At 63.5% G+C, this 24,072-nt stretch carries 23 protein-coding genes; 13 read left to right on the forward strand and 10 right to left on the reverse strand.

The genetic code is table 11. The annotated features are described in order from the left end of the window. Positions 1-13: 13 nt before the first annotated feature. Positions 14-1,393, reverse strand: a complete 1,380-nt coding sequence (locus tag FJ958_RS13720) for a serine hydrolase (RefSeq protein ID WP_140743373.1) — start codon at positions 1,391-1,393, stop codon at positions 14-16. 285 nt (positions 1,394-1,678) lie between these two features. Here FJ958_RS13720 and FJ958_RS13725 point away from each other — a divergent pair, with 285 nt between their 5' ends. Beyond that, a complete protein-coding gene (locus tag FJ958_RS13725; protein ID WP_140743375.1) occupies positions 1,679-2,479 on the forward strand; it encodes a GH25 family lysozyme in 801 nt (266 codons plus the stop codon). A 246-nt stretch (positions 2,480-2,725) separates the two neighbouring features. Then, on the forward strand, positions 2,726-3,904 hold the full coding sequence (locus FJ958_RS13730; protein WP_140743377.1) for a lytic murein transglycosylase: 1,179 nt from the start codon (positions 2,726-2,728) through the stop codon (positions 3,902-3,904). 79 nt (positions 3,905-3,983) lie between these two features. On the opposite strand, the gene FJ958_RS13735 is transcribed toward FJ958_RS13730, so the two are convergent. Continuing rightward, the gene (locus FJ958_RS13735) at positions 3,984-5,204 is read right to left on the reverse strand and encodes an alanine racemase (RefSeq protein ID WP_140608085.1); all 1,221 of its coding nucleotides are present in this window, start codon (positions 5,202-5,204) and stop codon (positions 3,984-3,986) included. A gap of 213 nt (positions 5,205-5,417) precedes the next feature. On the opposite strand from FJ958_RS13735, the gene FJ958_RS13740 reads away from it, so the two are divergent. Further along, entirely contained in the window at positions 5,418-6,335 is a 918-nt protein-coding gene (locus FJ958_RS13740; RefSeq protein WP_140743379.1) for a DMT family transporter, read from the forward strand. A gap of 491 nt (positions 6,336-6,826) precedes the next feature. Here the strand turns inward: FJ958_RS13740 and metF are convergent, their stop codons facing one another. Beyond that, the gene (metF, locus tag FJ958_RS13745; RefSeq protein ID WP_140743381.1) at positions 6,827-7,744 is read right to left on the reverse strand and encodes a methylenetetrahydrofolate reductase [NAD(P)H]; all 918 of its coding nucleotides are present in this window, start codon (positions 7,742-7,744) and stop codon (positions 6,827-6,829) included. Then, positions 7,744-8,766 carry a metalloregulator ArsR/SmtB family transcription factor gene (locus tag FJ958_RS13750; protein WP_140743383.1) on the reverse strand — a complete coding sequence of 341 codons (1,023 nt, stop codon included), beginning with the start codon at positions 8,764-8,766 and terminating at the stop codon, positions 7,744-7,746. The genes metF and FJ958_RS13750 overlap by 1 nt, the downstream gene beginning before the upstream one ends. A gap of 226 nt (positions 8,767-8,992) precedes the next feature. Here FJ958_RS13750 and tsaA point away from each other — a divergent pair, with 226 nt between their 5' ends. The 4 genes from tsaA (at position 8,993) to FJ958_RS13770 (ending at position 11,962) form a co-directional block, all read left to right on the forward strand. After that, positions 8,993-9,517, forward strand: coding sequence for a tRNA (N6-threonylcarbamoyladenosine(37)-N6)-methyltransferase TrmO (tsaA, locus tag FJ958_RS13755; protein ID WP_140743385.1), 525 nt, complete (start codon positions 8,993-8,995; stop codon positions 9,515-9,517). Then, positions 9,514-9,828 (forward strand): DUF2293 domain-containing protein, encoded by a 315-nt coding sequence (locus FJ958_RS13760; protein WP_140743387.1) that lies wholly within the window; start codon positions 9,514-9,516, stop codon positions 9,826-9,828. The genes tsaA and FJ958_RS13760 overlap by 4 nt, the downstream gene beginning before the upstream one ends. 198 nt (positions 9,829-10,026) lie before the next feature. Further along, positions 10,027-10,989, forward strand: a complete 963-nt coding sequence (locus tag FJ958_RS13765; RefSeq protein ID WP_140743389.1) for a D-amino acid aminotransferase — start codon at positions 10,027-10,029, stop codon at positions 10,987-10,989. Positions 10,990-11,122: 133 nt separating this feature from the next. Next, positions 11,123-11,962: an SDR family oxidoreductase gene (locus FJ958_RS13770; protein WP_140743391.1), complete on the forward strand. Its 840-nt coding sequence runs from the start codon at positions 11,123-11,125 to the stop codon at positions 11,960-11,962. Between the two features lie 52 nt (positions 11,963-12,014). Here FJ958_RS13770 and FJ958_RS13775 read toward each other — a convergent pair whose 3' ends face one another. Both FJ958_RS13775 and FJ958_RS13780 read right to left on the reverse strand, forming a co-directional pair. After that, a complete protein-coding gene (locus tag FJ958_RS13775) occupies positions 12,015-12,632 on the reverse strand; it encodes an MOSC domain-containing protein (RefSeq protein WP_140743393.1) in 618 nt (205 codons plus the stop codon). A 4-nt stretch (positions 12,633-12,636) separates the two neighbouring features. Continuing rightward, complete coding sequence (locus FJ958_RS13780; RefSeq protein ID WP_140743395.1) at positions 12,637-13,278, reverse strand: TetR/AcrR family transcriptional regulator; 642 nt, start codon at positions 13,276-13,278, stop codon at positions 12,637-12,639. Between the two features lie 124 nt (positions 13,279-13,402). On the opposite strand from FJ958_RS13780, the gene FJ958_RS13785 reads away from it, so the two are divergent. From FJ958_RS13785 to FJ958_RS13795, 3 genes are all read left to right on the forward strand, one after another. Continuing rightward, on the forward strand, positions 13,403-13,825 hold the full coding sequence (locus FJ958_RS13785; RefSeq protein WP_140743397.1) for a tautomerase family protein: 423 nt from the start codon (positions 13,403-13,405) through the stop codon (positions 13,823-13,825). Positions 13,826-13,844: 19 nt separating this feature from the next. Continuing rightward, the gene (locus FJ958_RS13790; RefSeq protein WP_140743452.1) at positions 13,845-14,243 is read left to right on the forward strand and encodes a glyoxalase/bleomycin resistance/extradiol dioxygenase family protein; all 399 of its coding nucleotides are present in this window, start codon (positions 13,845-13,847) and stop codon (positions 14,241-14,243) included. Between the two features lie 104 nt (positions 14,244-14,347). After that, a complete protein-coding gene (locus FJ958_RS13795; protein WP_140743399.1) occupies positions 14,348-14,914 on the forward strand; it encodes an isoprenylcysteine carboxylmethyltransferase family protein in 567 nt (188 codons plus the stop codon). 25 nt (positions 14,915-14,939) lie between these two features. On the opposite strand, the gene FJ958_RS13800 is transcribed toward FJ958_RS13795, so the two are convergent. From FJ958_RS13800 to FJ958_RS13815, 4 genes are all read right to left on the reverse strand, one after another. Beyond that, the gene (locus tag FJ958_RS13800; protein ID WP_140743401.1) at positions 14,940-16,061 is read right to left on the reverse strand and encodes a beta-ketoacyl-ACP synthase III; all 1,122 of its coding nucleotides are present in this window, start codon (positions 16,059-16,061) and stop codon (positions 14,940-14,942) included. A 242-nt stretch (positions 16,062-16,303) separates the two neighbouring features. Then, positions 16,304-17,074, reverse strand: coding sequence for a trans-aconitate 2-methyltransferase (gene tam, locus FJ958_RS13805; RefSeq protein WP_140743403.1), 771 nt, complete (start codon positions 17,072-17,074; stop codon positions 16,304-16,306). A gap of 45 nt (positions 17,075-17,119) precedes the next feature. Next, the gene (gene ettA / locus FJ958_RS13810) at positions 17,120-18,769 is read right to left on the reverse strand and encodes an energy-dependent translational throttle protein EttA (protein ID WP_140743405.1); all 1,650 of its coding nucleotides are present in this window, start codon (positions 18,767-18,769) and stop codon (positions 17,120-17,122) included. Between the two features lie 228 nt (positions 18,770-18,997). Further along, positions 18,998-20,005: a ribonuclease gene (locus FJ958_RS13815; protein WP_140743407.1), complete on the reverse strand. Its 1,008-nt coding sequence runs from the start codon at positions 20,003-20,005 to the stop codon at positions 18,998-19,000. Positions 20,006-20,194: 189 nt separating this feature from the next. Between FJ958_RS13815 and FJ958_RS13820 the strand changes: the two genes are divergently transcribed. The 3 genes from FJ958_RS13820 (at position 20,195) to FJ958_RS13830 (ending at position 24,057) form a co-directional block, all read left to right on the forward strand. Continuing rightward, entirely contained in the window at positions 20,195-21,127 is a 933-nt protein-coding gene (locus tag FJ958_RS13820; protein WP_140743408.1) for an alpha/beta hydrolase, read from the forward strand. A gap of 108 nt (positions 21,128-21,235) precedes the next feature. Beyond that, entirely contained in the window at positions 21,236-22,411 is a 1,176-nt protein-coding gene (locus tag FJ958_RS13825; protein ID WP_140743410.1) for a CaiB/BaiF CoA-transferase family protein, read from the forward strand. Further along, a complete protein-coding gene (locus FJ958_RS13830) occupies positions 22,408-24,057 on the forward strand; it encodes a thiamine pyrophosphate-binding protein (protein WP_140743412.1) in 1,650 nt (549 codons plus the stop codon). Before FJ958_RS13825 ends, FJ958_RS13830 begins: the two co-directional genes overlap by 4 nt. Positions 24,058-24,072 lie beyond the last annotated feature (15 nt).

Genomic DNA, 24,072 nt, shown 5'->3' on the forward strand with positions numbered 1-24,072 from the left:
AATCGGGCGCGGCTTAATGCAGCGCCTTCACCAGCGCTCCCACCATCGCTTGAGGCCGATAGCCAAGCTTGGCCGGCGTCAAGCCGAGCCGAACGATCACGAGCTGTTCCGACGGTATGATGGCGACCGTTTGCCCGTCGTGCCCTTCCATCCAATATGTGTCCTTGGGCAAGCCCGCCGCGACGCCGGCACCGGGATTTTCCTCATCGCCGGGCGCCTCGATCCACAACTGGCCCTTGCCGTAGACCTTTGAGCCAGGCGCCGGCTCGCGCATCCAGTCGACGAACCCTGCCGGCAGAACCTGGTTGCCGTTCCACACCCCGCCTTGCAGCAGGAACTGGCCGAAGCGGGCCCAATCATGCGCGGTGGCATAGAGATAGGACGAACCTACGAAAGTGCCTTGCTCATCGGTTTCGAGCACCGCGCTGTGCATGCCGAGCGGCTGGAACAGCGCCGTGCGAGGCCATGTCAGCGCCTTGGCCTTGTCGCCGATCGCGTCCTGCCATAGCCGCGACAGCATCACCGCCGTGCCGCTCGAATAGGAGAACGCCTTGCCCACATCGCCCGCCAGCGGCTTTGATTCAGCAAAGCCCGCCATGTCGGGTTCGAGATAGAGCATGCGCGTGACGTCGGCGACATCGCCATAGTCCTCGTTGAACTCCAGCCCGCTCGACATCGCCATCATGTCGGCGAGGCTGATCGCGGCACGGCCATCCGCCTTCCACGGTCCGAACAGGCTCTTGTTGTCGACCGCCATCTTGCCGTCCTTGACCAGCGTGCCGACGATGGCGGCGTTCACCGTCTTGGTCATCGACCAGCCAAGCAGTGGCGTCTTGGCTGAAAAGCCCTCGCCATAGCGTTCGGCGACGACACGGCCGTTCTTGACCACCACGATCGCGCGCATGCCGGTGCCGGCCATCGCGGCATCGCCGATGATCTTCGAGACTTCGGGGTTCTGCGAGGCATCGACCCGCTCGCCCTCGGGCCACAGCGCGTCCTGAGCGGTCGGGGATGGTTCGGTACGGATTGCCGTGCGCCGCGCCTTGCCGACATCCCCATCGGGAACCGAAGCGCAGCCCAGCCCGTCACGGGCAACTGCCACGCTTTTGCCGAGAAAGCCGAGCAGTCCGGCTGAAACCGTGCTCCGGTTCTTGTCGACCGACACCCGCATCAGCCGCAGCAGCGGGTGTCCGGGCGCTTGTACGTCGACGGCAAGCACCTCCTTGGCATCGCGCCCGGCAATGAAGACATTGGAACAGACGATCTTGGCCGAATAGCCGGAGCCGACACGGATGAGTTCAGGCGGCGCGATATAGAGCCACGCAATCAGCGCGACGACCGCCAGCACGATCAGGCCAAGCAGCCATCTCACGAACTTGACCACGATCCGCATGTGTTGCCTCCCCGGCTTTCGCCCGGCTCTTATGTCATCGATTTGCCGTCATTGCTTCCGCAAAATCGGGTCTCTTGTCGAGCGCCGTCAACGGATTATCAACCATGATCGGCGATCACAGGGAGCGTGTCGCCCGAACTTCGCAACGGTTCTGGGGCAGCGACATGCAAAAAAGGAGATACCAGGCGATGCTGTGGGGCGATCGCCTGGAGGGGGCTCGACCAGTCGGCGGCCGTCAGTGCACAGACCCATCAGCGACCGGCTGATTCCGGCTCGGGAGTTGTGATGCGCCGTCTTGCGGCTCTTTTCGTGCTGACGCTGCTTGGCGCCTGCTCGACCGTCGACGATCTGTCGCCGCTGTCGCCATCCGCGTCGAGCAGTTCGACGGTAGCGGTGCGCGCGCCGCGCTTCGCCGATTCCAAGCCGCATGAATGGGACAGCGGCGCACCCTGGAACTATTCCGTCCATGGCACCGACGTCTCCAAATATCAGACCTCGGTCGACTGGCCCGCGGCCAGGGCGAGCGGCATTTCGTTCGCCTTCATCAAGGCGACCGAAGGCGGCGACCGCTTCGATGACTATTTCGGCGAGCACTGGGCGCGCACAAAGGCCGCCGGTGTTCCGCGCGCCGCCTATCATTTCTTCTATTTCTGCACGCCGGCGGCCCAGCAGGCGCGCTGGTTCATCCAGAATGTCCCCGTCGACCGGTCCGCCATGCCGCCGGTCCTCGACATGGAATGGAACCCGAAATCGCCGACCTGCAGGCTGCGCCCCGACGCGGCCACGGTGCGCGCGGAGATGACCACCTTTCTCGAACTCGTCGAGCGGCATTACGGCAAGAAGCCGATCATCTACACGTCGGTCGATTTCTTTGACGACAATGAGTTGTCGACCTTCCGGGGCTACCCCTACTGGCTGCGCTCCGTCGCCGGCCATCCGCGCGAGAAGTATGGCAGCCACCCCTTCACCTTCTGGCAGTACACCGGAACCGGCATCGTTCCGGGCATGACCGGCAAATCCGACATCAACGTCTTCAACGGCAGCGAAGCCGCTTGGAACAAGTGGCTGCGGCAGAACACCCGCTGACACCTGTTGAACGGCAGCGGGGCCGACTTTAACAAGCGGCCGCGGCAGGCACCGTTGACACCTGTTCAGCGGCAGCGGAGGCGTCTTTAACAAGCGGCCGCGGCAGAAGAACCGTTGACACCGGGCCTGCCGCCTGCTTTTCGACACTGCCGGCGGCCAAGAGTACAACCGCCGGTACTCCAAGACGACGCGCATCCGCACGGACGCGCCGGGTCGCCTGGAGCCCTGAATGTCGAAAGGAAGCTGATGCGACTGCGTTCCCAAGCCCTCGCGGCGCTATTGCTGTGCGCCACGGCCTTGCCGGCAATGGCGCAGGAATGCGGCGGCGACTTCGAAACCTGGAAGCAGGGTGTGGCGGCCGAAGCCAAGGCGGCTGGTGTCGGCGCTGTCGGCCTCGACGCTCTGGAGGACGCCGCCTTCGACCCGAGGGCGCTGGCGCGAGACCGTGCCCAGGGTGTCTTCACCCAGACCTTCATCGAATTCTCCAACCGCATGATCTCGGCCTACCGGCTGAAGCAAGGTGCGGCGAACATGAAGAAATACGCCGGTATCTTTGCTCGCGCCGACCAGCAGTTCGGCGTTCAGGCGCCTGTCATCACTGCCTTCTGGGCACTGGAAACCGATTTCGGCGCCGTGCAGGGCGATTTCCACACGCTGAGCGCGCTGGTGACGCTGTCGCATGATTGCCGCCGCCCGCAGCTGTTCCGGCAGCAGCTCGTGCCGCTTCTGGAGTTGATCGATCGCGGTGTGCTGCCGGCCGACGTCAAGGGCGCGTGGGCAGGCGAAATCGGCCAGACGCAGATCCTGCCTTCGGACTATCTTGCCCGTGGCGTCGATGGCGACGGTGACGGCAAGATCGACCTGCGCAACAGCGTGCCCGACGTGATCATGACCACGGGCAACAAGGTGCTGTCGCGCGGCTGGAAGCGCGACGAACCCTGGATCCAGGAAGTCCGTGTTCCCGAAGACATGCCCTGGGACCAGACCGGGCGCACCAACAAATTGCCGCTGACGCAGTGGTCGCAGTGGGGCGTCACCAATCCCGACGGCTCGCCGCTGGCCGACAAGGGCCTCAAGGCCGGGCTGGCGCTGCCCATGGGCCGCAAGGGTCCCGCCTTCCTCACCTACGACAATTTCGACGTCTATCTCGAATGGAACCAGTCCTTCACCTATGCGCTGACGGCGGCCAACCTCGCCGCACGGCTGGCGGGCGCGCCGCCGATCGACCCGCGCAATCCCGAGCCGGGCCTCAACGATGAGCAGATGAAGGCGCTGCAGACCAAGCTCGAAGCCAGGGGCTACGATGTCGGCACGGTCGACGGCATTCTGGGCACCAACACGCGCGAAGCAATCCGCAAGGAGCAGACGCGGCTGGATCTGCCAGTTGACGGCTGGCCGACGCCGGAGCTGTTGGGGAAGCTGTGAAGGAGTGAGTAGTCAGTAGGGAATAGTCAGTAGGGAATTTCTATATTTCCACTACTGACTACTGACTACTGCCCATTCCCTAATCCGCCATCGTCTCCAAACTTGCAAACCCTTCCGGCGCATCGCCCTCGTCGAAGGGTGTCGCCACCTCGACGAAGGTGTCGGGATAAAAGCCGTTGAAGCGGGTCCTCAGCGACAGCGAATAGGCGCCGATGTGGCCGATCTCGATCCAGTCGCCGGTGTCGACCGTTTCAGGCAGCCAGAACGGCCTGGACAGGATGTCGACGGAATCGCAGGTCGCGCCGCAGACCTTGAACGGCACGATGTTCTTTTCGGCGCCATTGCGGGTCCGGATAGCCGGATCGGGAATGAAGCGCGCCGGCAGCGTGATCTTGCCGGTCCAGGAATCCGACAGCGACGCCCAAATGCCGTCATTGATGTAGAGCCGCTTGCCCTTGCGCAACAGCACGCGCACGATCAGCGACAGGCAGCGCGCCACGATCACCCTGCCCGGCTCCGCCACCAGCGGCATCTGGTCGAACTGGTATTCCTTCATGTCGCCGGACAGCCGCGACATGATCTGGCCGAGAGACGGCATCTCGATCTGCTTTCGGTTGGGGTCATGCCCGTATTCAGCCGGAAAGCCGCCGCCGACATCGAGCCCGGCGAGATCGAAGGTCAGCCGGTTGCGCACCCAGTCGGCCGAGGCCAGCGCCCGCTCATAGGTGTCGGGGTCCTCGATCTGGCTGCCGACATGGAAACACAGGCCGACCTTGTAGCCGGTGCGGTTCAGCCGCTCGGCGAGTTCCACGGCATAAGCCGGCCCGGCGCCGAACTTCTTCGACAGCTCGTAGGCCGCATGGCCCTTGGTCTGCACCCGCACGAAAACGCTGATCGCGCCAGGGTCGATATCGAGCGCCCGCACCACCCGCGTCAGCTTGGTGATCTCGTCCTCATGGTCGAGCGAAATGACGCGGATGCCGTATTTCTCCAGCGCCAGCTTGATGTCCGACTGCGCCTTGACCGGATGCATGTAGAGCATCTCTGCATCGGGAGAGACGGCGCGTACGGCGGCGAACTCGCCGGGCGAAGCGACGTCGAAAGCGGTGACGCCGGCATCGACAAGCGTCTTCAGCACGATCTGCTCGCCATTCGTCTTGACCGCATAGGCGGTCTTGCCGGGAAACATGCCCATGAACTGCCTGGCATCGGCCTTGAGCACCTGCGGGCGGAAGCAATAGACAGGATCGTCGGGGCGAAGCGCCAGAGCCGCCTCGCGTGCATTCTCGAATCGCTGCATTGACGAATCCTCGACTTCGGCTGTGCACAATTAATCCAAGCTAGCGGCTAATGAAAACAATTCTGTGTCTCGTGCGCCTGGCGCCGTGGCGCTAGATCCTTTTGGCGGCGATGTTTGCCATCGATCAGGTTTCGGGTGGCGCTTGTCGCCGAACCCGATATGGCTTCTGCCTGGCTGACTGGCTCTCAGGCCGTCTTGGGGAGGACGATGCACATGGCAATAGCCGCGACTTCAGCACCACGCGGACCGATGGTCCTCAAGGACTGGGGGCAATTGCTGCTGCTCGGTGCGATCTGGGGCGGCTCCTTCTTTTTCGCCCGCATCGCGGTGGCGGAACTTCATCCGCTGGTGCTGGTCCTGTTTCGCGTCGTCATCGCCTCGATCGCGCTGCAACTCTATCTCGGCCTGCGCGGCCCCTCCTTCCGCCTTGCCCTGCCTCACGCCGGCCTGTTCTTCGTGCTGGCCTTCACCAACAACGTCGTCCCCTTTTCGCTGATCTTCGCCGGCCAGACAGAGCTTGGCGCCGGCGTCGCCTCCGTGCTCAATGCGACGACGCCGTTCTGGACGCTGATCCTTGCCAACGCGATGACATCGGACGAAAAGCTCTCCTGGAACAAACTGGCCGGCATTGGTCTCGGCATCGCGGGCACCGCCGTCATGATCGGTCCCGGCCTGCTTGCCGGGCTCGGCGGCCCGGTCTGGGCCAAATCCGCCCTCATCGGCGCGTCTCTGTCCTATGCCGTCGCGCTGATGGTCGCCCGCCGTTTCAAGGGCGTGCCTTCGCCGGTGCTCGCCACCGGACAACTGACCGCTTCGACCATAATCATGGTCCCGATCGTGCTCTTCGCCCATGGCCCGGCCGGCCTTTTCTCGGCCTCGCCTCCCGTCTGGGCGGCGGTGCTGGCGCTGGCGCTCCTGTCCACCGCCTTCGCCTACATCCTCTATTTCAACCTGGTCGCCTCTGCCGGCGCCACCAACGCCTCGCTGGTGACGCTGGTCGTTCCGGCCAGCGCCATGCTGCTCGGTTTCCTGTTTCTGGGCGAACGGCTGGAGCTTTTCGAGATCGGCGGTGTCATGCTGATCGGTCTCGGCCTTGTTACCATCGACGGGCGGTTGTTCGGAAAACGTTAGAGCGCGGCGCGTCCAAACCGGGCGCAGAAGAGAACGCTCCAACCGCTTCGATCAAGTGTCGGCCGCCGACTTGATGTAAGCCGGATTCGATTTTCGGATCGACGCGGTAGCGCTGCCATGACACGCCAGGGACACGGTCCCGCCATAATTTATTCACAGGTCTCTAGCGAGTTTTTGCCTAGAAGTTTCAACATCTAACGGCAAAAACGAGTCGCAAATCTGGCATTCATGTCGCAATGCAGCACATTTTCCGCTTGCCTGTGGCACAAATGAACCTAGACTCCGGGCATAGCTCTTTAAGAGGAGGCTATGTCATGGGACTTACGAGGCCAATCAACGCATTGATGATTTGTGCTGCGTTTGCTTTCATCGGCGCCCTCATTATGGGCGTCCTTCCCTGAACCCGCCAAGCCGGGGAAGACCAGCACCAGATAGTTCAAACAATTCAAAAGGCCGGGTTTTTACCCGGCCTTTTGCTGTTCAGCAGTGCCTCATGCCGCGGCCGATCCGGCCACCTCCGCCTCGTGCGAGCGGATACCGATCATGTGGCAGATGGCAAAGACAAGGTCGGCGCGGTTCATCGTGTAGAAATGGAAGTCGCCCACCCCGCGCTCGACCAGATCAAGCACCTGTTCGGCCGCCACCGCCGATGCCACCAGCGCGTGCGTCTGCGGGTCGTTCTGCAGGCCGTCGAAGCGCTCGGCCAGCCATGCCGGCACCAGCGCGCCGCAACGCGCGGAGAAATTGGCGACCTGGGTGAAATTGTGCACCGGCAGGATTCCGGGCACGATCGGGATGTAGATGCCGGCGCGGCGCGCGCGCTCGACATAACGCTCGTAGAGATCGTTGTCGAAGAAGAACTGGGTGATCGCCCGCGTCGCGCCATTGTCGACCTTGCGCTTCAGCATGTCGATGTCGGTGGCGAAATCGGGGCTTTCCGGATGCTTCTCCGGATAGGCCGAAACCGAGATATCGAAATCGCCGGCAACCTTCAGCGCTCCCACCAGTTCGGCGCCGTTGGCGTAGCCGTCCGGATGCGGGCGGTAGGCGGTGCCGACACCTGCGGCCGGGTCGCCGCGCAAGGCGACGAAGCGCTTCACGCCCATATCGGCAAACTCCTGGATCACCCCGTCGACCTGATGGCGGGCGGCGTCGACGCAGGTCATGTGCGCCGCCGGCGTCAGGCTGGTCTCCTTCAGGATGCGGTCGATCGTGCGCGCCGTCCGCTCGCGCGTCGAGCCGCCGGCGCCATAGGTCACCGAGACGAATTTCGGCTTCAGCGGCTCCAGCCTTGTCACCGTGTCCCAGAGCCTTGCCTCCATCTCGTCGGTCTTCGGCGGGAAGAATTCGAACGAAACCCGGACTTTGTCGCCAATGTCGGGCCGGCGGGAAAAACGGAACTGGTTCATTACGCGATTTCCCCTATCGAGCTCACTCTGGTCTGCTGGCTGGCGTTGGCGGGATCGGCGATCAGCAGGCGCCGGTCGCGGCCAAGCCAGAGCTTGACGGTGAGCCTGGCTTCGTTGCCGCCGCGCGGTTCGAACTCCTGGGCATCCTCGAGGTCGAGGCCGGCCTCGGCGAACCACTCGCCGATCTGCCGGTCGGAAAAGCCAAGGCGCATATGCGCGTGCTCGTCACGCAGGAATTCCAGCGTGTGCGGCGCGAAGTCGACGATGACCAGCCGGCCGGCCGGGCGCAGAAGCCGCGCCGCCTCATGGATGGCGCGGGCCGGATCGTCGAGATAGTGCAGCACCTGGTGGATGGTGACGAGATCGAAGGCATCGCGCTCGACCGGCGGCGAGAAGATATCGCCCTGCCGCACCTGCGCATTCGAAACGCCGGCCTTGTCGAGATTGGCGCGCGCCACGGTCAGCATCTCGCGCGACATGTCGATGCCGACACCGCGCCGGTAGAGCGGCGAGAAGATTTCGAGCAGCCGGCCTGTGCCGGTGCCCAGGTCCAGCATCGACTGGAACGGCCGCTTGCCGACCAGTTTCAGCATCGCGGCCTCGACGGCACGGTCCGGCACATGCAGCGAGCGGATATGGTCCCAACTCGCGGCATTCACCGAAAAATACTCCGCCGCCCGGTCCTGCCGCTTGCGCTTGACCGAGGACAGGCGCTCGAGATCGCGCTCGACCTGCGGGTCGGCGCCGCGAATGCTGGAAACCAGGCTCAGCACGAAATCGCGCGCCGAATCGGCATCCGACAGACGGAAGAAGGCCCACGATCCCTCCTGGTAGCGGCCGATCAACCCGGCTTCCAGCAACAGTTTCAGGTGCCGCGAGACACGCGGCTGCGACTGGCCGAGAATTTCGGTAAGATCGGAAACGGTGAGATCGCCGCGCGACAGCAGCGCCAGTATGCGCAGGCGGCTCGATTCGGCCGCCGCCTTCAACGTATCCACCATGGTGTCGAGCGAGACATGCATCAGCGTATTCTCTTTGAAAAAGATATAAACATATGTTTATGTCGATTTTTGAGGCCTTGCAAGAGCTATGTCGCTTCCGGACAAGAAAATGCCGCATGCGTGATTTCCGGGTGCATGTCGTGCAAAAATGTGTTGCGGTCTTTGGACCATGACTTGCATCAACCATGACTTGCATCAACCATGACTTGCATCAACCATGACTTGCATCAACGCAGAGATCGACAGAATGACCGGGCCGCGTGAGATGTTCGAGTCGCGCGAAGGCGAGATCAGGCTGGAGCAGGATCCGGCAACGATGCCCGCGGATGGCGGCGTCGTTTTCATTGGCCGCATCGCCTCGCCATGGACGACACGGGAAAGCTGCCCGAAAAACATGCGCGCGGCGCGCGAGACCGGACAACCCGCGGTGCTGACCATCGATGCGCCCTACCGCGATGGCCTGCGCGGACTGAAACGAGCCAGCCATGTCATTGTCCTGTCCTGGCTGCAGCACGCGCCGCGGAATCTGATCGTGCAGAAACCGCGCCATGCGGCTGATGCGAAAGGCGTATTCGGCCTGCGCTCCCCTGCCCGACCGAACCCGATCGGCCTGCATGTGGCCAGGCTCGTCGGGCTGGACATCGGCACCGGGCGCGTCGACCTCGACGCCATCGACGTGCTCGACGGCACGCCGGTCATCGACATCAAGCCTTACTTCGCCTCGACCGAAGCCATAGCAGAGGCGACGGTCGAAGGACGTGATGAACGATGACAGCGCCGACCGGCCGCCGCCGCGCCATCGCCAAGGCGCTGACCGCGCTCCTGCCGCTGGCGCCTTATGCCGACATGGAGAAGATCCGCGCCGACGCCGGCTCGGTGCACATGAAGACCTTGCCGCCGACGATCGCCGTCTGGCTGGCGACCATTGCCCATATCCGCCACAACCATACCGACTACGAAAAGCTGCTGACCGAAGGCTACGACCGCGACTCGGCCCGTTTCTTCGTCATCGAGCAGACCAACATCATGCTTACGCGCTGGCGCGCGACCCGCTTGCTCGACGCCGATGAAGAGGACGAGTAAGGCTTGGTCCCCCTATTGCCGCGTCGGCACGACGATTGCATTGTCAGGCTGGCCGTCCGCCTGGCCGACCCAGGTCAGGACAGGTTTCCCCTGTAAACCCTGATCCTGATAGAGGACGAACAGCGCCGGGTGGCTGGCCCTATGCCTTCCGACTGGGACCGCTAGGCTGATGGTCCGCTTGTGCGAGAGGAGGCCTCGATGAGCCAGACAACGAAGACGTGGGATGCACGGCAACTGCCCGCTGTCTCCGATCGGCATATCGACCCGCATGCCTATCCCAACGGCGTCGCCTTCCTCGACGGCCAGTACCTGCCGATGTCGCAAGCCAAGGTATCGGTCCTGGACTGGGGGTTTCTGCATTCCGACGCCACCTACGATACCGTGCATGTCTGGAACGGCGGTTTCTTCCGTCTCGACCAACATCTCGACCGTTTCTTCGCAGGGCTGGAAAAACTGCGCATGACCATCCCGTTCGATCGCGACGGCGTGAGCGAAATCCTGCACGATTGCGTCGCGCTGTCTGGTCTCCGCGCTGCCTATGTCGAAATGCTGTGCACGCGTGGCGCCTCGCCGACCTTCAGCCGCGACCCGCGCCAGGCGGTCAACCGCTTCATGGCCTTCGCCGTACCGTTCGGCTCGGTCGCCAATGCCGAGCAATTGCAGCGTGGCCTGCGCGTGGCCATCAGCGACAAGGTGCGCATCCCGCCGGCCTCGATCGATCCGGCGATCAAGAACTACCACTGGCTCGACCTGGTGCGCGGCCTCTACGACGCTTACGACCGTGGCGCCGAGACCGCTCTCATTCTCGACTTCAACGGCAATGTCGCCGAAGGTCCGGGCTTCAACGTGTTCTGCGTCAAGGATGGCAAACTATCGACGCCGGCCATCGGCGTGCTGCCCGGCATCACCAGGCGCACAGTCTTTGACCTCTGCTCCGAGGAAGGTCTCGCCGCAGAGGCCGCCGATGTCGGCGTCGCGGCGCTCAAGGCGGCCGACGAGGTCTTCATCACCTCGACCGCTGGCGGCATCATGCCGGTGACGGAGATTGACGGCGCGGCGATCGCCGGCGGCAAGGTCGGGCCGATCACCAGCCGGCTGATGACCCTCTATTGGCAAAAACACGACGATCCGGCATGGTCGAGCCCGGTGCGCTATCCCTGATCAACCGGGCAGGCTGGTCAAAAAGATTTCGCCTCGCCTCTGGAAAATCACGGGACAGGCCGTATATGCGCGAAAGCGGAGAAGCCTCCGTTTTCACCAAAAATCACGCCCACACGGGCAAGGATTGCACATCATGACAAACAAGGTTTGGTTCATCACCGGATCGTCGAAGGGCTTTGGCCGTGTCTGGGCGGAAGCCGCGTTGGCGCGTGGCGACCGCGTCGCCGCAACCGCCCGCGACGTCGGAACGCTCGCCGATCTCGTCGCGAAATATGGCGACAACATTGCAGCGATAAAGCTCGACGTCACCGACAAGAAAGCCGTCGATGCGGCAATTGCCGAGGCGCACCAGCGCTTTGGCCGGCTCGACGTCGTCATCAACAATGCCGGCTACGGTCATTTTGGCGCCATCGAGGAAGTGAGCGAACAGGAAGCCCGCGACCAGATCGAAACCAATGTGTTCGGCGCGCTCTGGGTCACCCAGGCCGCGCTGCCGATCATGCGGGCGCAGCGCTCCGGTCACATTATTCAGATCTCGTCCATCGGCGGCGTCAATGCCTTTGCCTCGCTCGGCCTCTACCATGCCTCGAAATGGGCGTTGGAAGCGTTCAGCCAGTCGCTGAGCCTCGAGGTCGCGGAATTTGGCATCCATGTTACGCTGGTCGAGCCGGGCGGCTTCTCCACCGACTGGGCCGGCCCGTCGGCCAAGGTCTCCAAAGCGATCGAGGCCTATGCGCCTGCTCGCGCCGCCATGGCGGAACGCCGCAGCCGCGCCGTGGCAGGCGATCCCGAGGCCACCGGACCGGCGATGCTGGCGATTGTCGATGCCGCCGAACCGCCGCTGCGTGTGTTCTTCGGCGACGGCGGCCTGCCGATGATCCGCCAGGAATACGCCAACCGCATCGCGCTCTGGGAAAAGTGGGACCACGTTTCCGTCATGGCGCAAGGCGCCAGCAAGAACCGCAAGAGCTAAGGGCCCAGGGTCTTGCTACGCCGCCCGATGGGCGGCGTAGCCCTACCCTCGGCTATGCGCGATAAATCCACTGCTCGGGCACCCGCACCGAAATCTCTTCGCCGGCCCTGATCGTTCCCGGTTTCTCGACCCAGGCGACGACGCCACGCAGCCGCTTGGCCACTTTCGGAAACAACAGCGCGCCGGCTTCCACATCCGCCATCCCACCGTTTTCGGCGATCGATCGCCCGGCGATGCGGCAAGGCCCGTTCTGGGCATCGACCTTGAGGGTCACTCCGTCCTTGAAGAAAAGCAGCGTACCGGCCGGCAGCATCGACAGATGCGGCACGCCCTCGATCACCAGATTGGCGCCGATCCACTCCGGCTTGATCTCGGCCAATCCCATCCGTTCGGCGACGATGGCCAGTTCATCCGCTGCCACGATCGACAATTGCCGTTCGTTGCGCATTTCCGTGCCGCGTGGATACCAGGGTTCGCGCCCGCCCGAGCGCCGCGTTGGTCCGGCGTGCAAATCGCCTGAAATGCCGTCGAAGCCCAACCGCAATTCCTCCGCCGGACGCGTCTGGAAATGATCCGCCGGCGCGACATAGAGCGCCGCCGCACGGGCAGAAAGCTTTTTCGCCGGGATGATTTCGACCGGCTTCTCGGCCTCGGGGAAGAGATCCAGCATAGCTTCATTCCTTGGATGATGCGGCTCGGTTTTGCCCTTCGGCCGGCAAGGCCGCAAGAGCGGTTTGGGCCATAATGCGCAACTCTTCGGCCGATGCGCCGTCACGCGCCTGGATAGACATGCCGTTCATGACGCCGGCGATATATTTGGCGAAGCCTTCGACGGAGGGGCCTTCCGGCAGATCGCCCATCGCTCTCCCCTTGGCCAGCCGCTGCGCGATCGCCGCTTCACTCGCCTTGCGATAGGCCTTGAGTTCATCCGCGATAGCTTGCGCCTGCGGCGAGGCTGCCAGCGCGCCGCTGACGAAAAGGCATCCGCCCGGCTTGCCGGGTCTGGAATAAGCTTCCGCTGCACCCAGCAGCAACCGCCGGATCGCCTCCCGCGTCGGGACCGGCGCGCTCAGCGCCTCCAGCGCAAAGCCGATCTCGGTCTCGTGGTAGCGTGTCAGCGCCTTGCGAAACAACGTCTCCTTGTCGGTGAAGGCATTGTAGATCTGTGGCGGCGTCAGCCCCATCGCTTCGCGCAGCATGGCGAGCGACGTCGCCTCATAGCCATGCTCCCAGAACAGATGCATCGCCGCATCCAGCGCCCGGTCGGGGTCGAATGCACGCGGCCGGCCACCGCGCGGCTTTTCCAAATCTTCCATATCGATCGATACGAAACCTATTGACTAACCTTCCGCACATAACATAACAATTGATACGAAACATGGCAAGCCGAAGGACGATCCCTTGGCAAGGCCATGCAGCCCGAGCACAAGGAGAGTCCAGATGCCAATCACCGTGACCGCGCCGGAAGGCGTACTGACCCCGGCCGGAGAGCGCGAAATCCTACCGCGTCTCAGCGCCGCTCTCATCGAAGCCTCCGGTGCCACCGGCAATTCCTTCTTCACCGCGATTGTCGGTGGCACGGTCCACATCCTGCCGCCCCGCCACATCTATGCCGGCGGCGCCAATCGGCCTGTCGTCATGGTGGAGTTGAAATTGCCCAATATCGGTCTTGGCTCGGTCGAAACTCGCAAGGCCTTCATCAACGCTGCCGCGAAAATTGTCGCCGAACTCTGCGTGCCAGGGCACAGACCCGAAAACACCTGGATCAACATCGTCAACGCGCCCGATGGCGGCTGGGGCATCGGCGACAGGCAATATACAGGCGACGCGCTTGTCGCCGCCGCCACGGCCGCCGCGCACTGATCCGGCAGGAGCGATGACGGTGCGGCTCTCTCCTTCGCTGTTCTTCACCACAAATTGCGAGCCGGCACTGGCCTTCTACGAACAATGCGGCCTTGGCCGGGGAACGATCCTGCTGCGCTGGGGCGACAACAACATGCCGGTGCGAACCGAAGCCATGCGCGGAAAAGTCCTGCATGCCCGCTTTGAGGGCCCGGGCGTGCTGTTCCATGCCTCCGACAATGACGATGCCGAACCGATGAAAGGCTCCGCCATGATGCTGGAGTTCGACGACCTGTCGGCCATGCGCGAACTTTTCTCCCGCGTGGCCGTCGGCGGCCGGATCACCGTGCCCCTGGCACGGCAATATTGGGGAACCTCCTTCGGCATGCTGGTTGACGCCTATGGCGTGCAGTGGATGTTCAGTTGTTCCGGTGAATGAGGGCGCGGATCACGATCTTCTTACCTCGATCAGAACCGGCTCCGCATTGCCGCCATGCCGTGCCGGTCCCATGGTGACGTCAGGACAGGTCCGCGGAGATCATCATGCGTCCCGGAACGGCAATCGTGCTGCTTTGGCTGACCTGGGTGGTGTCGTGGGCGGCTGCCGCCTTCTGGGCGGATCCGGTCGCCAAACGTGCCGACCTTGGGTCGGAGATGCGCTACCGGATGGTGATGGTGTTTGGCGCGGTCCTGTTCCTCCTCCCGGCACACAATTACTACGGGCGCCTGCGGCTGTGGGTTCCCGATCTTGCCGTGGCCTGGACCTGCGTTGTGCTGATCGCTGTCGGCTTCGGCTTCTCGTGGTGGGCAAGGCTGCATCTTGGCCGTCTCTGGTCGGGCAATGTCACCGCCAAGGCAGGGCACCGTGTCGTCGACAGCGGCCCCTACGGCCTCGTTCGCCATCCGATCTACACAGGATTGCTTCTGGCGATTCTTGCCACCATGGCGGCAAAAGGAACTGTCTGGGGCATTGCCGGCGCGCTCCTGCTCATCATCGGCATCGTCATGAAGGCAAAGCTCGAGGAGCGTTTCCTGCGCGGCGAACTCGGAACCGCCTATGACGACTATGCCAGGCGTGTGCCGATGCTGGTGCCGTTCGCTCCCGCCTGACGCGCCGCCGGAGTACCCCCGCAGGTCAGAGCATCCTCAGCAACGCGCCGCCTATCGAATACCCCGCGCCAAAAGCGCAGATCAGGCCGAAATCGCCGGGCTTCATGTCGGCATGGTTTTCCGACAGCGCGACGATGGCGCCGGCGCCCGCCGTGTTGCCGAGTCGCTCCAGCACCATCGGCGCGCGGTCGTGGCCGACCTCGTGGCCGAACGCCAGCTTCAGGATCATCGCGTTCATGCGCGCATTGGCCTGGTGCAGCCAGAAGCGGCGGACGGCCTGCGGCGTCAGCCCATGTTCGGCCAGGAATTCGACGATGAATTTGTGCCCGGCGACGGTGACTTCCTTGAACACCTTGTTGCCGACCTGCTTGATCAGATTGCTCTCCAGGTCGATCATATAGGGATCGTCCTGGGCCGTGCGGGTGTGGTAGCCCAGATTGGTGCGGATGTTGTTCGACATCTGCGTCCAGATACGCGTGTCGAGCACCTCGAAGCGTTCCGGCCGCTTTTCGCCCAAAGCGAGCCCTTCCACCACCATCGACACCGAAGCGTCGCCGAAGATGAAATGCGTCTGCCGGTCGCGGAAATTGAGATGGCCGGTGATGATTTCGGGCGTGGTGACCAGAATACGCTTGTGCGCGCCCGAGCGCACCAGATTGACCGCCATGTGCAATGCCGCCGCCGCCGACGAACAGCCGAGCCCCATGTCGAAGCCGGCCCCTTTGGTGCCCAATGCCTCCTGCATTTCAATGGCGATGGCCGGATATGGCCTTTGCTGATGCGAGGACGAGCAGATCACCAGATCTATCTCTGACGGGTCGATGCCGGCATGGGCGATCGCCTTCCTGGCCGAAGCGATGCCGAACTCGGCCTGCAGCGACAGGACGTCATCCGGCCGCGCCGGAATGCGCGGTGCCATGCGGGTCGGGTCGAGAATGCCTTCGCGTTCGATCACATGACGGCTGCGCACGCCGGAAGCATGGACGATGAAGTCTGCGTCCGACTTCTGCAGCAGCGTCCCGCCTGTGGCCTGGCGCCGCTCATTCTCGGTGTCGACCCAGCTGTTGAAGCTTTCGACCAGCTCTTCGTTGGTGATGACAGGTTGAGGAATTTCAGCGCCGATGCCGCTGATGATGACGCGATGCATATTTCAGTCCGTCCCATCCGCAGGCCTTGCGGCTTCATGTGAGCGCCGAAACGCTTCGGCGCAACACTTTTCTCACTTCGCCGGTTTACGCCGGCTTAAACCAAAGATTTACGCGCACGTAAACCTGACTTCCACCAGGCGTACAGGTTGAGAACAGGAGCGGCGCGTGGTTCTCGTACCTGAGCAGCGGAAGCGCAGGAGGCCGCGTTTGCAGGCCGGCGCCACCTGAATTCGGACATGCCCTATCCGGCCCGCTTGGCGACAATGAAGATGCGGGGGAAACGCAGCAGCACCTTGCCGTTCGCGGTCTTGGGATAGGCCTTGGCGATCCTTGCCGTATAGCTGTCGAGGAACAGCTTGCGCTCGTGCTCTTCAAGCGGATCGAGGAACGGCTTCAGCCCGGTTGCCTTCACCCACTCGACGATCGCCTCGGCATCGGCCAGCGGATGATTGTAGATGGTATGCCAGATGTCGACCCTGTCGCTGAGCGGTGACAACAGGTCGTAATAGAACGACACTGGAGGCAGCGGCGCGCGCGCCGCCCCCTTCATCTTGGCGGCAAACGGCATTTCGGCGGCGGTCTCGCGCATCAGGCGGTGGGAGTCCTCGCCCATATTGTCGGGCATCTGGACGGCAAGCGCGCCACCCGGCGCCAGAAGACCCATCAGCCGCTGGGATACCGCCGGATGTCCCGGCAACCACTGGAACACCGCATTGGCGAAAATGACGTTGACCGGCTCGGCCGGTTGCCACGTGGAGGCGTCCGCCAGATCGAAACTGACGCCCGGCAAGCGCGCCCTCGCCTTCTCGATCATGTCTGGAGAGGTGTCGAAGCCGATGACCTCCGCATCCGGCCAGCGCTCGACCAGAAGCTCGGTCGAATTGCCCGGCCCGCAGCCGATGTCGACGACCCGGCGTGGGAAGTCGACCGGCACCTGGGCCGCGAGGTCACGCGCCGGCCGCGTACGTTCGTCCTCGAATTTCAGATATTGGGCGGCGGACCAGTCGGCCATTTGAGCTCCTCATATCGCCTTGAGAATTCGCCGCCTAGTGCCCCCTTATCGCGTCAGCCGCTTGTGCGTCATGCGGTGCGGGGCGGCCGCTTCGGCGCCGAGGCGGCGCAGCTTGTCCTTCTCGTATTCCTCGAAGTTGCCTTCGAACCATTCGACATGCGCATCACCCTCGAAGGCGAGCATATGGGTGGCCATGCGGTCGAGGAACATGCGGTCGTGGCTGATGATGACCGCGCAGCCGGCATAGGCTTCCAGCGCGTCTTCCAACGCGCTCAGCGTCTCGGTGTCGAGATCGTTGGTCGGTTCGTCGAGCAGCAGCACATTGCCGCCGGTCTTCAGCATCTTGGCCAGATGCACGCGATTGCGCTGGCCGCCCGAGAGGTTGCCGACCTTCTGCTGCTGGTCGCCGCCGCGGAAGTTGAAGGACGAGCAGTAGGCGCGGCTGTTGACCTCGTGCTTGCCGAGCTTGATGACTTCGGCGCCGCCGGAGATTTCTTCCCACACCGTCTTGTTCGGATCGAGCGCGTCGCGGCTCTGGTCGACATAGCCGAGCTTGACCGTCTCGCCGATGCGGACCGAGCCCGCATCCGGCTTCTCCTGGCCGGTGAACGTCTTGAACAGCGTCGTCTTGCCGGCGCCGTTCGGGCCGATGACGCCGACGATGCCGCCCGGCGGCAGCCTGAACGACAGGTTCTCGATCAGAAGCTCGTCGCCGAAGCCCTTGCTGAGGTTCTCGACCTCGATAACGACATTGCCCAGCCGCTCGCTCGACGGGATGACGATCTGCGTGTCGGTGGGCTTGCGGTTCTGCGACTGCTCGACCAGTTCCTCATAGGCCTTGATACGCGCCTTCGACTTGGTCTGGCGCGCCTTTGGCGAGGACTGGATCCATTCGCGTTCGCGCCAGATCGACTTCTGTCGGGCGTCGTCCTCGCGGCCTTCCTGGATCAGGCGCTTGGCCTTGGCGTCGAGATATCTGGTGTAGTTGCCCTCGTAGGGGATGCCACGACCACGGTCGAGTTCGAGAATCCAGCCGGTGACATTGTCGAGGAAGTAGCGGTCGTGGGTGATGATCAGCACAGAGCCGGGATAGTCGCGCAGGTGCTTTTCCAGCCACGCCGTGGTCTCGGCGTCGAGATGGTTGGTCGGCTCGTCAAGCAGCAGCAGATCGGGCTGCTGTAGCAGCAGGCGGCAGAGCGCCACGCGGCGACGCTCGCCGCCCGACAGGTTGGTCACCTCGGAATCGCCCGGCGGGCACTGCAGCGCGTCCATCGCCATCTCGACCTGCTGCTCGAGATCCCACAGGTTCAGCCGGTCCATCTCGTCCTGGAGCTTTGCCGACTCGTCCGCCGTCTCGTCGGAATAGTTCATCATCAGCTCGTTGTAGCGCTCGATGATGGCGGTCTTCCTGGCGACGCCGTCCATGACGTTTTCCATCACGGTCTTTGAGTTGTCGAGCTGCGGCTCCTGCGCCAGGTAGCCCACGGTCGCGCCCTCGGCCAGCCACGCCTCGCCCTGATATTCCTTGTCGAGCCCGGCCATGATGCGCAGGATGGTCGACTTACCCGAGCCGTTCGGCCCGAGAATGCCGATCTTGGCGTCCGGATAGAAGGACAGATGAACGTTATCGAGCACCTTCTTGGTGCCGTAGGCCTTCGACAGGCCGGACATGTGATAGATGAACTGGCGTGCCACGCGCGCTTTCCCTGAAAAACTGACTGAATTGTCGATTTGAATGGAGGTTGGCCGCTATGTAGGCGATGCGGCGGCGAACGGCAATCGCTTTTGCGGGCCGGGCACACGGGGAAGTGTCCGCCGAGAGGCGACGTTTCTGCCGGTCACGCCCCTGCTGAAAGCTCCGGTTAACCTTCCGCGTCTGTCCGCGACTGGCACGCCGGCTTACCAAACGCGGCGGTCTTGCGCTTACTGGAAGCCGATCGGATCGACCGTACCCACCGGGCAGCCTGCCTTGTTGGTGGGCACCGATGCCAGCAGCAGGTCCTTCAGCGAGCTGGAAGGACCGATCGGGCCGGCGAGGCCGAGCGTCAGTTCGCCTATCAGCCGCCGGCCGCTCGACGGATCGATGACGCAGGAAACGCGCACCCGATCCCCTGCGCCCGAGCCGAAGGCCTGGTCGAAGGCGCTGCGGATCTGGTCGGCCGTCAGCTTGCCGCCGATGTTCTTGGTAAAGAGATCGCGCACAGGTGAGCTGTTCACTTCGCGCATCAGGCTGAGTGCGTCGGAAAAATACTCCTGCTGGCTCTTGCCGTAGCAGGTGCCGTGTTTGATCCATTCATGCCGCTCGAGCTTCGAGGCGGTGCCCGGCATCACCTTGTCGAGCTCCGCGCGGGTGCCGGCGTCAAGGTTGACCGGCGGCAGGTCCTGCCAGTGGGCAGGATTGTCGTTGGCCTTGTCGCCGGCCGAAACCTGGCAATAGAAATTGCCGTTCGGCTGTGGCCACAGCCCGTGCAAGGTGAAATTGGTGGCGTCGAATTCGCTCGGATTCTGCGCCTTGCATTCGGCCTTGTTCGACTTGGTCTCGCAAAAGGCCGGCTGCCAGCTCAGCGCGAAGACATATTCGGGTTTTCCCGACGCCGCTTGCTTGTCTTGCCTACCAGGAGCCGCCGGAACCGTCGCGGCGCTGCTGCCCGAGAGATGGCCGCAGGAGACCTTCACCCAGCGACGCTCCGGATCGGCGCCGGGCACCTGGATCAAATAGTGCGTCGGCGCATCCTTGTTGCCGGCAAGCAATTGATAGCCCTGTCCGGCATCGGTCGAGACATTGCCGGGGTTCTTGCCGTTCTTGATGGCCTGCGTTGCCGGACAGGCGGCGTCGGCGACGAAAGTGCCGCTCATCTTGACGTCGGCAAACGCTGCACTGGCCAGCGATGCCGCCAACAAGGCCAATCCGAAAACAACACCAATGCGCATAGGAATCCCCGCTGAAGCAAATGGGTGACAGACTGCCGCTGTCTCCATGTCAGAATTGCGATATTTTGCTGGCCAAACGCAAGAAACATCGTTGGGCAAAAAGCGGTTGGTGTGGATTGACGCAAAACCGGCGGCAGGGGCACACAGGTCGGACGCCATGAGGCGAACCAGGGGTGGAGACCAGCCTGCATGCCATTCAACCAGCAACGCCTGGTCCGCTCGCCGACCGGCGCCGAGCTCAATCTCTTCATCAGGCAGGCCGATGGCCGGCCGCGCGCGGTCGTCCAGATCAATCATGGTCTCGCCGAGCATGCCGCGCGCTATGCCCGCTTTGCCGATTTCCTTGGCTCACGCGGCTTCCACGTCTATGCCCATGACCATCGCGGCCATGGCCGGACCAAGGCGCCAGACGCGCCGCTCGGCAGATTCGCCGACAGGGATGGACCGGCCAAGGTGATCGCCGATGTCGATGCAGTCCACGATCTGATCGCCGGGGAATGGCCAGGCCTGCCCGTCATCCTCTTCGGCCACTCGATGGGCGCGTCCGTGGCGCTGAATTTCCTTTTGGGCCACTCATCCCGCATCCATGCCGCCGCGATCTGGAACGGCAATTTTTCGCAAGGCCTGCTTGGACAGCTGGCGCTCGGCATCCTTGCCTGGGAGCGGATGCGGCTGGGCTCGGACGTTCCGTCGCGCCTGCTGCCGAGACTCACCTTCCAGGCCTGGGGCAAGGCGGTGCCCAATCACCGCACGCTGTTCGACTGGCTGTCGCGCGACGGGGCGGAGGTGGCGAAATACGTCGCCGATCCACTGTGCGGCTGGGATGCCTCTATCTCGATGTGGCGCGACGTGGTCTCGATGGCGCTCAATGGCGGCAAGGACGCCGGCTTTGCCGGGGTCCGGCGCGGTCTTCCCGTCGCCATCGTCGGCGGTGAGAAAGACCCCGCCCCGGACTACGGCAAGGGCATCACCCATCTCGCCAACCGCATGCGCAAGATGGGTTTTTCGAATCTCGTATCAAAGGTTTACGCCGACACTCGCCACGAAAGCCTGAACGAGGTGAACCGCGACATCGTCATGGACGATTTCGCGGCCTGGGCGGATAGCGTTCTGAAAGTGTGACCGAGCCAGTTCGTTGGCCCATTGCAAGGGCCGTGACAGTCGTCGCCGGGCTTGATAGAGGCTCTGCTTTCGCTGCGATCACGGTGATTGCGGCAACCACGGTGATTTATGGCTGAGCCCCCGCTGAAAGGCGTCCGCGTCGTCGAACTCGCCCGCATCCTCGCCGGGCCCTGGGCCGGGCAATTGCTTGCCGATCTCGGCGCCGATGTCATCAAGGTGGAAAGCCCCGATGGCGGCGACGACACCCGCAAATGGGGGCCGCCCTTTGTCATGAGCCATGATGGCGAGAATCTGTCGGCCGCCTATTACCATTCCTGCAATCGCGGCAAGCGCTCCATCGCCATCGACTTCTCGACGCCCGACGGCGCCGAGACCGTGCGCCGGCTGGTCGCGACGTCGGATGTACTGATCGAAAACTTCAAGCTCGGCGGCTTGAAGAAGTACGGGCTCGATTATGACAGCCTGCGCAAGATCAACCCGCGCCTGGTCTACTGCTCCATCACCGGCTTCGGCCAGGATGGACCCTATGCGCCCCGCGCCGGCTACGACTTTATCATCCAGGCCATGGCCGGCATGATGTCGATCACCGGCGAGGCCGGACGCGAGCCGCAAAAGGCCGGCGTCGCCATATCGGATCTTTTCACCGGTCTTTATTCGGTCGTCGCCATCCAGGCAGCCCTGCGCCATGCCGAGCAGACCGGCGAGGGCCAGCATATCGACATGGCGCTCTTCGACACCCAGATCTCGGCGCTCGGCAACCAGAACCTCAACTATCTCGTCTCCGGCAACTCGCCGGTGCAGATGGGCAATGCGCATATGAACATCGCCCCTTACGAAGTGCTTCCGGTCCGGGATGGCCACATCATCCTGGCCGTCGGCAATGACGGCCAATTCACCAAGTTCTGCGCCGCCGTCGGACTGGACGATTTGCCTGCCAATCCCGACTTCGCCACCAACCCGGCCCGCGTCGCCAACCGCGTGAAGCTGCGCGAGCGCATCGTCGAGGCGCTGAAGTCTCTCGACCGCGATCCGCTGTTGGCAAGACTCGAAGCGGCAAGCGTGCCGGCGAGCCCGATCAACACGATCGGCCAGATGTTCGCCGACCCGCAGACGGTCGCGCGCGGCATGCGGCTCGACCTCGACGACGGCCATGGCAACCTGCTGCCCTCGGTGCGCGCGCCGATGGTGATGTCCGGCACGCCGCTGGTCTATGAGCGCCCCTCGCCGCGCCTTGGCGAACACACCCAAGAAATCCTTGCCGAACTGGAGAGGTCTGGAAAATGAAGACCGGCGGACAACTGATCGTCGACGCGCTCGAAGCCCACGGCACCGACCGCATCTATTGCGTACCCGGCGAATCCTACCTCGCGGTACTCGACGCGCTGCATGATTCCACGATCCGCACCATCGTCTGCCGCCAGGAAGGCGGTGCGGCGATGATGGCCGACTGCCACGGGCGCCTGACCGGCAAACCCGGCATCTGCTTCGTCACCCGCGGCCCCGGTGCCACCAATGCGTCGGCCGGCATCCACATCGCCATGCAGGATTCGATTCCGCTCATCCTGTTCATCGGTCAGGTCGCCAGCCACGCCAAGGAGCGCGAGGCCTTTCAGGAGGTTGATTACAAGAGGTTCTTCGGCGATATCGCCAAATGGGTGGTGGAGATCGACGATGCCTCGCGCATTCCCGAATTCGTCACCCGCGCCTTCGCGGTGGCGACATCGGGCCGTCCAGGCCCGGTGGTGATCTCGCTGCCGGAGGACATGCTGACCAGCGTCGTCGAGGCGCCTGCCGTCTTGCCGCACACGCCGGTCGAGACCCGTCCGGGCGAAGCAGAACTCGATGCGCTGGAAACGCTGTTGGCCAAGTCCATCAGGCCCTTCGTCATCCTTGGCGGCACGCGCTGGGACACGGAGGCCGTGGCACGGATGCGTGCGATCGCCGAGGGGTGGTCGCTGCCCGTCGGCTGTTCCTTCCGCCGCCAGATGCTGTTCGACCATCTGTATCCGAACTATGCCGGCGATGTCGGCATCGGCATCAATCCGAAACTCGCTACCGCCATCAAGCAGGCCGATCTGTTGCTGCTGATCGGTGGCCGCATGGGCGAGATGCCCTCATCCGACTACACATTGCTGAAGAGCCCCTACCCTGACCAGACGCTGGTGCATGTCCACGCCGATGCCGGCGAGCTCGGTCGCGTCTACAGGCCGACCGTGGCCATCAACGCCTCGCCGTCGGCTTTCGTCGAGGCTTTCGCCAGGCGCAAGCCGGCCTCCGAGCCGGTATGGGCGGCCGAGACGCCAAAACTCCATGCGGCCTATCTCGAATGGTCGACGCCGCCGGAAAGCGGCCCTGGCCCGGTCCAGATGGGCCCGATCATGAACTATCTGGAAAAGATGCTGCCGGAAGACGCCATCCTGACCAACGGCGCCGGCAATTATGCCACCTGGGTGCATCGCTTCCACCGCTTCCGCCGCTTCGGCACGCAGGCGGCGCCGACGTCGGGCTCGATGGGCTATGGCACGCCTGCCGCGGTCGCAGCTAAGGAGCTGTTTCCGGAACGCACCGTGGTCGCGTTTGCCGGCGATGGCTGCTTCCTGATGAACGGTCAGGAATTCGCCACCGCCGTGCAGTACGACCTGCCGATCGTCGTCGTGGTCGTCAACAATGGCATTTACGGCACCATCCGCATGCATCAGGAGCGCGAATATCCTGGCCGCGTGGTTGCGACCGACCTCAAGAACCCCGACTTCGCGTCGCTGGCCCGAGCCTATGGCGGCCATGGGGAGACGGTGGAGAAGACGTCAGATTTCGCATCCGCCTTCGAGCGTGCGCGCGCCAGCGGCAAGCCGTCGATCGTCGAAATCCGGCTCGATCCGGAGGCGATCACACCGACCCGGACGATGACCCAGATCCGCAACAAGGGCTAAGGCAAAGGCAGCCTG

It is taken from the genome of Mesorhizobium sp. B2-3-5 (assembly GCF_006442395.1).
Taxonomy (GTDB): domain Bacteria; phylum Pseudomonadota; class Alphaproteobacteria; order Rhizobiales; family Rhizobiaceae; genus Mesorhizobium.